Annotated in this window: 10 protein-coding genes; 1 reads left to right on the top strand and 9 read right to left on the bottom strand. The window is 72.3% G+C overall.

The window, feature by feature from the left end:
- Positions 1–21: 21 nt before the first annotated feature.
- The 3 genes from ACFZB9_RS06585 to ACFZB9_RS06575 all read right to left on the bottom strand — a co-directional run bounded on the left by ACFZB9_RS06585 (position 22) and on the right by ACFZB9_RS06575 (position 4,852).
- Entirely contained in the window at positions 22–1,113 is a 1,092-nt protein-coding gene (locus ACFZB9_RS06585; RefSeq protein WP_391444168.1) for a trypsin-like serine peptidase, read from the bottom strand.
- 292 nt (positions 1,114–1,405) lie between these two features.
- A complete protein-coding gene (locus ACFZB9_RS06580) occupies positions 1,406–2,896 on the bottom strand; it encodes an MFS transporter (protein WP_391444320.1) in 1,491 nt (496 codons plus the stop codon).
- A 204-nt stretch (positions 2,897–3,100) separates the two neighbouring features.
- A complete protein-coding gene (locus ACFZB9_RS06575) occupies positions 3,101–4,852 on the bottom strand; it encodes a DUF885 domain-containing protein (RefSeq protein ID WP_391444166.1) in 1,752 nt (583 codons plus the stop codon).
- Between the two features lie 149 nt (positions 4,853–5,001).
- Between ACFZB9_RS06575 and ACFZB9_RS06570 the strand changes: the two genes are divergently transcribed.
- Positions 5,002–5,760, top strand: a complete 759-nt coding sequence (locus ACFZB9_RS06570) for a TetR/AcrR family transcriptional regulator (protein WP_391444164.1) — start codon at positions 5,002–5,004, stop codon at positions 5,758–5,760.
- Between the two features lie 39 nt (positions 5,761–5,799).
- On the opposite strand, the gene ACFZB9_RS06565 is transcribed toward ACFZB9_RS06570, so the two are convergent.
- The 6 genes from ACFZB9_RS06565 to ACFZB9_RS06540 form a co-directional block, all read right to left on the bottom strand.
- Positions 5,800–6,651 (bottom strand): fumarylacetoacetate hydrolase family protein, encoded by an 852-nt coding sequence (locus tag ACFZB9_RS06565; protein WP_391444162.1) that lies wholly within the window; start codon positions 6,649–6,651, stop codon positions 5,800–5,802.
- Between the two features lie 121 nt (positions 6,652–6,772).
- Positions 6,773–7,990, bottom strand: a complete 1,218-nt coding sequence (locus ACFZB9_RS06560; RefSeq protein WP_391444160.1) for a serine/threonine-protein kinase — start codon at positions 7,988–7,990, stop codon at positions 6,773–6,775.
- A gap of 19 nt (positions 7,991–8,009) precedes the next feature.
- Entirely contained in the window at positions 8,010–9,230 is a 1,221-nt protein-coding gene (locus ACFZB9_RS06555) for a serine/threonine-protein kinase (protein WP_391444158.1), read from the bottom strand.
- A gap of 97 nt (positions 9,231–9,327) precedes the next feature.
- On the bottom strand, positions 9,328–10,293 hold the full coding sequence (locus tag ACFZB9_RS06550) for an ABC transporter substrate-binding protein (protein WP_391444156.1): 966 nt from the start codon (positions 10,291–10,293) through the stop codon (positions 9,328–9,330).
- Positions 10,294–10,306: 13 nt separating this feature from the next.
- Positions 10,307–11,074, bottom strand: coding sequence for an amino acid ABC transporter ATP-binding protein (locus tag ACFZB9_RS06545; protein WP_391444155.1), 768 nt, complete (start codon positions 11,072–11,074; stop codon positions 10,307–10,309).
- Positions 11,071–11,997 carry an amino acid ABC transporter permease gene (locus ACFZB9_RS06540; protein WP_391444153.1) on the bottom strand — a complete coding sequence of 309 codons (927 nt, stop codon included), beginning with the start codon at positions 11,995–11,997 and terminating at the stop codon, positions 11,071–11,073. Before ACFZB9_RS06540 ends, ACFZB9_RS06545 begins: the two co-directional genes overlap by 4 nt.
- Positions 11,998–12,036 lie beyond the last annotated feature (39 nt).

Genomic DNA, 12,036 nt, shown 5'->3' with positions numbered 1-12,036 from the left:
CGGGCCTTCGGGGCGGGGGGCTCAGGTGGAGCTGGAGACGGCGAGGTTGTAGAGGTTGCCGATGGTCTGGTCGAAGTAGGCGCTGTACGAGGTGTCCGGGGTGTTGCCGCCCTGCTGGTAGCCGCCGATGATGCCGATGATGTTGCCGTCGGCGGTGTTGATCCACGGGCCGCCGCTGGTGCCGCCGGTGTAGGAGGGGCAGTAGATGCTGCGCTGGTAGGTGCTCTGCTGGCCGGTGGCGTTGGAGCAGAGCAGGGGCGTCTCGCCGGTGTTGGGGTAGCCGTAGAGGCGGACGGTGGCGCTGAAGGACTCGTTGAGGCCGAGCTGGTTGCCGCCGACCACGTCCTCGATCCGCTGGCCGCTGCTGTTGGGGGCGATCTGGAGGAAGGCGAAGTCCTGGTCGGGGTCGCCGTTCTGGGTCCAGCCGGTGGTCTCGTAGACCTGGGTGACCTGCCAGACGCCGTAGGGGGTCTGGCCGTTGCGGTAACCGGGGGCGAAGACCACACCGGAGGGGCTGCTCACGCAGTGGGCGGCGGTGACCAGCAGGTTGCGGGTGGCGCTGTGCACCACGCTGGCGGAGCAGAAGTGGTTGCCGGCGGTGGCCGAGCCGCCGCTGAACAGGGCGCCGACCCGGTTGGTCTCGGTGCTCACCGCGGCGGTACTGGTGGTCGCCAGCGAGCGGGTGGAGTCGGTGGAGTCGGTCGCGTCCGTGGAGTCGCTCGGCGAGGGAGCGGCGGACGGCGTGGCCGAGTCGCTGGGGCTCGGCGTCGGCGTCGGCGTGGGTGTCGGCGTGGGCGTGGGCGTCGGCGTGGGCGTCGGCGAGTTGACCGGCGGCAGCTGCGCCAGCGGCGTGGAGCTGCTCGCGGGCGGCCCGACCGGGGCGTCACTGGCGGACGGCGCGGGGTCGGCCGACGGGGACGGGGTGCCCTTGGTGTTCTTGATCACCGAGGCAGTCAGGGCGCTGGCCAGCCGGCTGGAGGCGGAGGCCCGGGAGGTCAGCAGGCTGACCCCCGCGACGGCGATGAGGAGGATGGTGGCGAGCGAGGCCACCAGCACTGTCGGACGCAGGAAGAGGGGGGGGTGACTGCGGTGCCGGCGCTGCTGACTTGTCATCAGGTCGGTTACTCCTGCCCGCGATCGGTGGCCTGGCGGCCGGTTGGTCGGCACCCGAAACGTGCCCGGCTACCTACGACTATCGCCTCCCTCACTGCGAACGCGATGATCCTCCACTGAGAGCCGGGTGAGAATCCACCGGGCGGCTCAGGAGGCTCGCAACAGCTGACCGGGACCCATCATGTCGGACGGGTCCCGGCGGGAGAAGAGTGTCTGCGGTTAAAGGCCAGGTCAAAAGGGACTGGCGGGCCCTCGGCGACTCCCTTGGTCGGTCCTCTGATCAGTCCTCTGATCAGTCCTCCTGCCAGGCCGCCGTACGGACCTCCGCCGCGGCGCCCTCGCCGGTCGCCTCGCCGGCCGCGGGCCGGTGATCGACCATCACGAAGGCGAGCACCGCCGCGACGAGCAGCACACCCAGCGCCACCGTGGTGGCCACCGTGTAGCCGTGCACCGAGGCGGTCGCCTGGACCAGCTTGCTGCCCGCGTCACGGCCCACCAGGTAGGTGGCGGTGACGCTGGAGGCGATGGTGTTGAGCAGCGCGGTGCCGATCGAGCCGCCGACCTGCTGGGCGGAGTTGATGGTGGCCGCGGCCGCACCGGTCTCCTGTGGCGTGACGCCCAGGGTGGCCAGGTTCATCGAGGGCATGAAGACCAGGCCCATGCCGATGCCGAGCAGGATCTCGGCGGGCAGCACCGAGTCGGCGTACGCGCTGTCCACCTTGAGCTGGGTCAGCCAGGCCATGCCGGCGGCCGCGAGCAGCAGGCCGGGCACGATCAGGTTGCGCGAGGGCACTCTGGTCATCAGCCGGGCGGCGAGGCCGGTGGAACTGAGGATGATCGCACCGGTCATCGGCAGGAAGGCGACGCCGGTCATCAGTGGCGAGAAGTTCTTGATCCCCTGGAGGTAGTAGGTCAGGAAGAGGAAGAGCCCGAAGAGTCCGACCACGGCCAGGCCGACCGAGAGCGCCGCACCGCCGCGGTTGCGGTCGCCGACGATGTGCAGCGGCAGCAGCGGGTGGTCACTGCGCTTCTCGGCGGCCACGAAGAGCGCCAGCAGAGCTGCGCCCAGGGCCAGGCAGAGCAGCACCAGCCAGTCGCCCCACCCGCGCGACTCGGCCTCCGAGGTGCCGTAGACGATCGCCAGCAGCCCGCCGCAGCCGAGCACGGCACCGGGCAGGTCGAGCGGGATCCGCGAGCCCTTGGCGATGTGGTCGCGGTGCAGCAGCCGGGAGGCGCCGAACGCCGCGACGAGTGCGATCGGCACGTTGACGAACAGGCACCAGCGCCAGTTCAGGTACTGGGTCAGCACCCCGCCCACGATGAAGCCGATCGCGCTGCCGCCGGCCGCGATCGCGCCGAAGATGCCGAAGGCGGTGGACCGCTCCTTCGGTTGGCTGAAGGTGGTGGAGAGCAGCCCGAGCGCCGAGGGGGCCAGCAGTGCGCCGAAGCCGCCCTGCAGGGCGCGGGAGGCGAAGAGCATCACCGGTGTCACGGAGGCGCCGCCGAGCGCGGAGGCCGCGGCGAAGCCCAGCAGCCCGACCGTGAAGGTGCGCTTTCGGCCGTAGAGGTCCCCGATCCGGCCGCCGAGCAGCAGCAGTCCGCCGAAGGCCAGCGTGTAGGCGGTCACCACCCACTGCCGGTCGCCGTTGGAAATGCCCAGGTCGTGCTGGGCGGAGGGAAGGGCGATGTTCACGATCGTGATGTCGAGCACGATCATCAGCTGGGCGATGGCGATCACCGCGAGCGCCCGCCAGCGGCGGGGGTCCGGCACTGATTCGACCATGGCGGTTTGCGCGGACACGGCAGGAGCCTTCCGGACGGGGGTACCGTCGGCGTGCGCGAACGGCACTGCTCTCCAGCCAAGCTCGCGATCGGGGGAATGGGCAAGCGAAAATACTGATAAATACGGACAAAAGGCCATCTTTTGTCCAAGCTTTAACAGGCCTGCGGGCCCCGCTCCCCCTGAGCGGGGCCCACCACAACGCGCTCAGAGCTGCGCGAGCACCGCCTCCAGGTCGTCGAGCCCGAGCGAACCCTGCGAGAGCGCGGCCATGTGCCAAGCCTTGAGGTCGAACTCCTCACCGCGCGCCTCGTGCGCCGCCCGCGCCGCGGCCCGTCCACGCAGCCAGGCCCGCTCGCCGAGCTTGTAACCGATCGCCTGCCCCGGCATGCCGAGGTAGCGGACCAGTTCGCTGTCCAGGAAGGCGGGGGCCAGGCCGCAGTACTGGCCGAAGAACTCGCGGGCCGGCTCCGGCGTCATCAGCTCGCCGGGCCGGTACGGCGAGTCGGCCGGGAACTCCAGGCCCACGTGCATGCCGATGTCCACGATCACCCGCAGCGCCCGCAGCATCTGCGCGTTGAGGTAGCCGAGCCGGTGGCCGGGGTCGGTCAGGTAGCCCAGCTCGTCCATCAGGCGCTCGGCGTACAGCGCCCAGCCCTCCAGGTTGGCGCTCACCCCGCCGAGGCTGACCTGGTAGGTGGAGAGGCTGCCGGCCACGTAGTTCCACTGGGCCAGCTGCAGGTGGTGGCCGGGCACGCCCTCGTGGTACCAGGTGCTGACCAGGTCCCAGACCGGGAAGCTGTCGCGGCCCATCAGCGGCAGCCAGGTGCGCCCGGGGCGGCTGAAGTCCAGCGAGGGCGCGGTGTAGTACGGCGCGCTGGCGGTGCCGGGCGGGGCGATCTTCGACTCGACCCGGGTGACCGGCTCGGAGAGGTCGAAGTGGACGCCCTGCAGGTCGTTGATCGCCTGGTCCATCAGGCCCTGCAGGTACTCCCGGGCGGCCTCGCTGCCGGCGATCGCCGGGCCCTCGGTCTCCAGCCAGTGCATCGCCTCCATCGGCGTACTGCCGGGGCGCACCTTCTCGGCCTCGACGCGCATCTGCGCGACCAGGTCGTGGAACTCGGTCCAGGCCCAGCGGTAGGCCTCGTCCAGGTCCAGGTCGGCACCGTTCCACAGCCGTGTCCAGCGCTGGTAGCGCTCGCGGCCGACCGGGTCGGGCGTGCCGGCGGCGGCGGGGGCGTAGACCTCGGCCAGCCAGTCGCGCAGCTCGGCCAGCGCGGCGGTGCCGGCCAGCGCGTGCCCGGTCAGCTCGGCGCGCAGCGACTCGGGCGCCGGTGCCACCAGCGCGCCGAACCAGCCGGCCGCACCGGCCTCGGGACGGGCCGAGGAGTCCGGGGCCAGCCACTCGCCGATCTGCTCGATCACCGTGCTGACCTGGCGCGGGCCGGAGAGCAGGCCCTGGCTGATGCCCTCGGTCAGGGTGGCGCGGTACTGCTGGACGGCCAGCGGGAACCGGGCCAGGCGCCGGCCGAGCAGGGCCCAGTCGTCCTCGGTCTCGGTGGGCAGCAGGGTGAAGACCTCGCGGGTGTTGTGCAACGGCGAGCCGAGGTTGCGCACCGCGCGCAGCTCCTCGCCGGCGTCGTGCACGGCCAGTTCGGCGGTCAACCGCTCGCGCAGCAGCCGGGCGCAGCGCTGCTCGGCCGCCCGGTCCTCGGTGGCAGCGGCGGAGTCGACCGCACCGGCGGCCTCGGCCGCGTCGAGCTCGGCCAGGGTGCGGCGGCCGAGATCGGCGATGGCCTCGTGGCCCTGCGGTGACAGGTCGGGCAGCCGGTCGTCCTGCGGGTTGAGCCCGAGGTAGACCGCGGTCAGCGGGTCGAGGTCGGCAAGGGCCTGGACGTACGCGTCCGCGATCTGGCGCGGGGTACGGCCGTCGGCGGCGGTATTCGGTTCGGAAGCCATCCGGACATCTTTTCGCAGCCCGGACGCTTTGCAAGCCCCTTTTCCGGAACCAGGCTTGCGGGATCCGAAGCACAGTGATCGGCCACCCGGACACCCGCGGTCACGCACGCGGGGTTCCGCCCGGCCGCCCGGCCACTACGCTGACCGCCATGAACGCCAGCGAACCGGTCGCGGACAACCCTGTGCCCAGCGCCCCGAAGGAGCGGCCCCGGCGCTCCGGGTACCGTCGCCTGCCGGTCCAGCAGCGCCGCGAACAACTGATCGCCGTGGCGCTGGAACTGTTCAGCACCCGGCCGCCGGACGAGGTGAGCCTGGACGACGTGGCCGAGGCCTCCGGTGCCTCCCGCCCGCTGGTCTACCGCTACTTCGCCGGCGGCAAGCAACAGCTCTACGAGGCCGCGCTGAACAGCGCCGCCGAGGAGCTGATCAGCCGTTTCACAGTGCCCCCGCGCGGCACCCCCACCGAGCAGCTGGGCGCGGTGCTGGACGGCTACTTCTCCTTCGTCGCCGAACACGCGGCCGGCTACGGCGCGCTGTTGCGCGGCGGCTCGGTGGTGGAGACCGCGCGCACCGGCGCGATCGTGGACCGGGTGCGCCGGTCCGCGCTGCGGCGCACCCTGCGCTACATGGGTGTGCCCGAGGCCGGGCCCCGGCTGACCCTGCTGGTCCGCTCCTGGATCTCGGTGGTCGAGGCCTCCTCGCTCAGCTGGCTGGACGAGGGCCGGCAGATCCCGCAGCGCCAGTTGCGGGAGTGGCTGGTGGACGAGTTCGTGGCGATGACGGCGGCCACCGCCGCGCACGACCCGCAGAGCGCCGAGGTGCTGACCGGTCTGCTGGCGCTGGAGGCTCCGGACGGCCGGGCGGCCGCGCTGCTGGCCCGGCTCGGCACGCTGCGGGTCGGCGCCTGACGCGGCGGGTCCGCCTCTGACGCGGCGCCGGTACCCGGGTCAGGCCTTGCCGAGCACCTGCCGCTGCCGGCCGAGGCCGCTGACCTCCAGTTCCAGCACGTCGCCGGGCTGCAGGAACGCGGTGCCGGGCCGGCCCATGGTGACGCCGGCCGGCGTGCCGGTGGTGACCACGTCGCCGGGCTCCAGCACCATGAACTGGCTGATGTAGCGGATCACCTCCAGCACCGGGAAGATCATCTCGGCGGTCCGCCCGTCCTGCCGCAGCTCACCGTTGACCCAGAGCCGCAGTTCCAGCGCCTGCGGGTCGCCCAGCTCCTCGGGGGTGACCAGGTAGGGGCCCAGCGGGTTGAAGGTCTCGCAGCACTTGCCCTTGTCCCACTGGCCGCCGCGCTCCAGCTGGAAGGCCCGCTCGGTGACGTCGTTGGAGATCGTGTAGCCGGCGATCACCGCCGCCGCCTGCTCCTCGCTCTCCAGGTAACGGGCGGTGCGCCCGATCACCACGGCCAGCTCGACCTCGTAGTCGGTCTTGGTGCTGCCGCGCGGGACCAGCACCTCGTCGTCCGGGCCCACCACGGTGTTGCCGGCCTTGAGGAAGAGCACCGGCTCGGCGGGGATCGCCGCTCCCGCCTCGGCGGCGTGGTCGCGGTAGTTGAGGCCGACGCAGACCACCTTGCCCGGCCGCACCACCGGCGCGCCGATCCGCTGACCCGCGAGGTCGACGACCGGCAGTTCGCCGCGCCCCAGCGCACCGGTCAGCTCGGCCGTGTCGAGCCGGGACAGGAACGCCCCGTCCAGGTCGGGGGTGCGCCCCGAGAGGTCGTACGCGGTGTCGTCCGGGCCGAGCACGATCGGGCGCTCGGCGCCCGGGGGGCCAACACGGAGGAGCTTCATCTGCCCATCACCACCTGTGGTCTCGTCGGTCCCCGAGGTATATCAACCGGGCGCGGCGGCCAACCAGAGGGTGCTCCTCGGCCAGTTCCTATCAATTCCTCCAAGCGGCCGGGGGTCCGGATCAGCCGCCCGTACGGTTGACAGGGCCTGGGGACGGTCTGACAGGCCCCAGCAGCGCCGCGAGCATGCCCGCCGGGCAGGGGCGCTCGGGGGCGGGGGTGCGGGCGAGCCGGCGCTGGATGTCCTCGACGTCCGGATGCCCCTCGCCGAGGGCGGCGGTGGCGTGCGGGAGCAGCTCGTCCAGCAGGCAGTACGCCTGGTCGAGGGCGCCGACCCGGGTCAGCAGCACCGCGAAGTCGTGGCAGGTGCGCACCGTGCGGCCGTCGCTGGGCCCGAAGGCCAGCGCGAACTGCTCGACCAGCGGCCGCAGCTGGTCCAGCGCCTCGGCGGCCTTGCCCTCGCCGGCCGCCAGGAACGCCGCGTCGGCGCGTCGGCGCAGGTCGCGGATGGTGTCGGCGGCCCGCTCCAGGCGGCGGCCCACCTCGGCGGCGTCGGCGGGCCGGTCGGCGGGCTCCTTGGCGAGCAGGTCGAGCAGCAGGTCGGCGAGGTCGCCGGGCAGCGCCGGCGGGCGGGCCGGCGGATCGTCCAGGTGCTGGGCCATCAGGGCGTAGGTGCTGGTGGCGGTGAACGGGCGGGCCCCGGTGAAGAGTTCGAAGAGCACGCAGCCGACCGAGTAGAGGTCGCTGCGCACCGTGCCCGGCTCGCCGCGCCAGCGCTCGGGGGCGAGGTAGGGCGCGCTGCCGATCACCGCACCCTCGGTGGTGATCGCTTCCTGGTTGTCACCGATCTGGGCGATGCCGAAGTCCAGCACCTTGAGCAGCTGCTGGTCGGGCCCGGTGAACATGATGTTCTCCGGCTTGACGTCGCGGTGGATCACATCGGCGGCGTGCGCGGCGGCGAGCGCGGCGCACAACTGGCGGGCCCAGTGCAGCGCGCGCGGGAGCGCCGGGCGCTGGTCGGCGAGCACCTGCTTGAGGGTCAGGCCGTTGAGCAGCTCCATCACCAGGTAGCTGTAGCTGCGGCCGGGCTCGGCCGCCTCGCCCTGGTCGAAGATCAGCACCACGCTCGGGTGGACCACCCGGGCCAGCACCTTCATCTCCCGGGCGAACCTGGCCAGGTCGGTCCCGGTGCTCGGCGAACCGTGCTGGTGGAGCAGCGTCTTGACCGCCACCTGGCGGCCGAGCCGCTGGTCGTAGGCCTCCCAGACCACCCCGAACCCGCCACGGCCCAGTTCGCCGACCAGGCGGTAGCGCTCTCCCAGCAGCTCGCCGGCTCTCATCTCTCCCCCAGCACCAGGTTCAGTAGACGGGGAGGCCGAGCAGCATCGCCAGTTCCCCCGGGCGGGAGTGGCCACGATTGCGCTTGCGCTCCAGATCACGTCGGAAGGACCACAGGTCCCGGGTCGCCTTCGCCACGTCCTCGTCCCCCGGTCCCAAGGTGGCGGTCATCAGCGGCAGCAGCTCGCCCAACAGTCCTGCCGCTCCAGCGATATCGTCAGCCATCCCCCGCCAGATGGCAAGGTCGTAGCAGATCTGCAGGGTCTGCGGGTCGGTGGTACCGAGCAGCCGGGCCGCGTGCGACACCAGTGCGGTCAACTGGCGGACCGCCTCACCCGGTTGGCCGGCCTCGCCGAAGGCCCAGGCCTGGTCGACCTGGGCCTGCAGCTGCTCGTGCGGGGAGGGCTGGACCGGGCCCTGGTAGCCGGCCGCCACCGCGGCCAGCCGGGCCCCGGCCTGCTCGGCGTCGGCCGGGCGGCCGGCCGGCTCCTTGGCGAGCAGCGACTGCACCACCTGGTCCAGCCCCTGCGGCAGCTCGGCGCGGAACTGGCCGGGCCACGGGACCGGGTCGTTCAGGTGCCGGTGCATCAACTCCTGTGCGGAACCGCCGAGGTAGGGCGGCCGTCCGGTGCACAGCTCGAAGAGCACGCAGCCCAGCGCGTAGAGGTCGCACCGGCCGTCGGCGGGCGCCTGGCGCCACTGCTCGGGCGCCAGATAGGGGGCGTTGCCGGTCTCGGTGGCGGGCGCCAGGTGCGCGGTGCCGAAACCGAGCAGCTTGATCGAGCCCACGGGGGCAGCGCCACCGGCAGCGGGCTGGGGCGTGAGGAGGAAGAGCCGGCCCGGCTTGATCCCCCAGTGCACCACGCCTTCGGCGTGCGCGGCCTTGAGGCCCTGGCAGATCTGCTGGGCCCAGACCAGCACGTGCCCGAGGTCGGCGGGGCCGGCCGCGATCACGGCGTCCAGCGGGTGGCCGCTGAGCAGTTCCGTGGCCAGCGCACGCGGGGCACGGTTCTCCACCGCCACCAGCTGCGGGTGGCCGAGCCGGCCGACCCGCTCGGCCTCGTCCAGGAAGCGTTCGACGGCGGCCGGCGGGGCCGGGGACTGCGGGGGCACCAGGTGGAGGGCGACCCGGTGGCCGTCCGACCGGTCGACCGCCTCCCAGCGGTCCCCGGTGACCGACTGACCCAGCCGGCGCACCAGCTGGTAGCGGTCGTCCACCGGCGGGGCCTGGAGATCTGACATGCGGATCAGCCTATCGGGCAGGGAGGTCGGCGGAGCCGACTTTCCCCGCCCGCTTTCCCCGCCCGATCCACGACCGAACCCGCCCGATCCGCGCCGACTACCCGTCCGACTTCGGCAGGCCCGGCGGGTTGAGCTCGGAGCTCGCCACCGCCTCGTTCGACAGCCCCCAGCGCTGGAGCACCTGCCCGTACGTCCCGTTCCTGATCACCTCGTTGAGCGCCGCCTGCACCGCGGTGATCAACGGGTCGCCCTTCTTGACGGTGGCCGCGATCTTGCCCTGCAGATCCGCCCCGGCGCCCGAGTAGGTACCGATCACCTGCGTCTGCCCGGTCTGCGCGGCGTGGAAGGCGCTGGTCGGGTTCGGGCCGACCCAGGCGTCGATCCGGCCCGAGCCGAGCGCCAGGTAGTAGTCCGAGGAGTTCTGGTAGTACGCGATCTTCACCGGCTTGAGGCCGTCCTTGACGTCCTGGGCGCTCCAGTCCAGCAGCAGCTTCTCCTGGTTGGTGCCGGAGGAGACGCCGATGGTGCGGCCGGCCACGTCCCTCGGCCCGGTGACCTTCCAGTCGGCGCCCTTCTTGGCCTCGAAGGCCAGGTTGTCCAGCCGGTAGGTGGCGAAGTCGTACTTCTCCTTGCGGGTCTCGGTCACCGTGATGTTGGTGAAGCCGACGTCGTACTTGCCGCTGTCCAGGCCGACGAAGACGTTCTCCCAGCTCTCGGGGTGGAACTGGACCTTGAGGCCGAGCACCTCGGCCACCAGGGTGGCGAGGTCGGGCTCGGCGCCGATCACGGTCCTGTCGTCGGTGGCGTAGAAGTCCAGCGGCGGCACGGTGCCGAGGGAGTCGACCACCTCCAGGGTGCCGCGGGAGCGGAGGTCCGCGGGGACCAGCGCGGCGATCGAATCCACCTTCGGGGTGCTGATCCGGTTCTGCTGGGGCGTCAGGTTGATGCCCGTGCTCGAACCGGCGGCGGACGGGCCGGGGTCGGCGGTGGCGCTCGCGCAGCCGGCCAGGGCCAGGGCGGCGGTCAGCGCGAGCAGCAGGCGGGGCAGGCGGGTGCGGGTCATCGGCAAGCCCCTCTCAGAGGACCCGGGCCAGGAAGGCGCGGGTGCGGTCGTGTTGCGGGTGGTCCAACACCTCGGCGGCGGTGCCCTGTTCGACCACCACTCCGCCGTCCATGAAGACCACCGTGTCGGCCACCTCGCGGGCGAAGCCGATCTCGTGGGTGACCACGATCATCGTGGTCCCGGAGCCGGCCAGGCCCTTGATCACCTCCAGCACCTCGCCCACCAGTTCGGGGTCGAGCGCCGAGGTGGGCTCGTCGAAGAGCAGCACCTTGGGTTCGAGGGCCAGCGCCCGCGCGATCGCCACCCGCTGCTGCTGCCCGCCGGAGAGCTGGCGCGGGTAGGCCTGCGCCTTGTCCGCCAGACCCACCCGGCCCAGCAGCGCCAGGGCCGCCTCCCGGGCCCGGGCCCTGGGGTGGCCGAGCGCGCTGATCGGCGCCTCGGTGATGTTCTCCAGCACCGTCAGGTGCGGGAACAGGTTGAAGTTCTGGAACACGTAACCGATCCGGGTGCGCTGGCGCAGTACCTCGCGCTCGCGCAGCTCGTGCAGCCGGTCCCCCACCCGCCGGTAGCCGATCAGCTCGCCGTCGATCGAGACCACCCCGCGGTCCAGCTTCTCCAGGTGGTTGATGCTGCGCAGCAGCGTGGACTTGCCGGAGCCGGAGGGCCCCAGGATCACCGTGACCGAGCCGGCCGGCACGCTCAGGTCCACCCCGCGCAGCACCTCCAGGGTGCCGAAGCTCTTGTGGACGCCCCGGACTTCGACCATCGTGGCGGTGCTCATGACTGGACCCTCCGGATCAGACGTTGCAGGGGTGTCGGCGCCGCGGTGCGCCGGGTGCCGCGGGCGAAGTGCCGCTCCACGTAGTACTGCAGGACGGAGAGCACGGTGGTCAGCACGACGTACCAGACGGTGGCCACCATCAGCAGCGGCACCACCCGCCCGTTGCGCCCGTACACCACCTGGACCTGGTAGAAGAGTTCGCCGATCGCCATCACGTAGACCACCGAGGTGCTCTTGAGCAGCGCGATCACCTGGTTGGCAGCGTTCGGCAGGATGGAGCGCATCGCCTGCGGCAGCACGATCCGGCGGATCTGGCGCAGCCGCGGGATGCCCAGCGCGGCGGCCGCCTCGAACTGCCCGGTGTCGATCGCGATCACCCCGGCGCGCACCACCTCGGCCGCGTACGCGCTCTGGTAGAGCGCCAGGCCCAGCACCGCCGCGCCCTGCGCGCTGAGCACGTCGACGGTCCGGAAGGACCACAGCTCGGGGCCGAACGGCACGCCCAGCGCCAGGTGTTGGTAGAGGTAGGAGATGTTGAACCAGAAGACCAGCTGGACGATGAGCGGGATCGACCGGAAGACCCAGGTGTAGGTCCAGGCGATGGTCTGCAGCACCAGGCTGCCCGACAGCCGCCCGAAGGCCACCACGATGCCCAGGGCGAAGCCCAGCACGGTGCCGTAGGCGGTCAGTTCGAGGGTGGTGCCGACCGCCCGCAGGATGGCCGGGGTGGTCAGGTAGCGGGCGAAGGTCGGCCAGTCCCAGCCGGGGTTGTCGGCCAGCCCGTGGACGAACTGGCCGACCAGCAGCAGGGCCGGCACGGCGGCCAGCAGGCGGCCCGGGTGCCGGGCGGGCCGCACGGGCAGGGTGGCGGGGTCGGCGTCGGAGCCGGGCGGGGCCGCGGCCCGGCGCAGGGTGAGGCTCACGCGGAGGACTCCTGTCGGTGGGGTCGGGGCCAGGGCTTG

This window comes from Kitasatospora sp. NPDC008050 (assembly GCF_042957465.1).
GTDB lineage: Bacteria > Actinomycetota > Actinomycetes > Streptomycetales > Streptomycetaceae > Kitasatospora.
The sequence above is the reverse complement of the archived record's forward strand: the minus strand, read 5'-3'. Positions and strand labels throughout refer to the sequence as shown.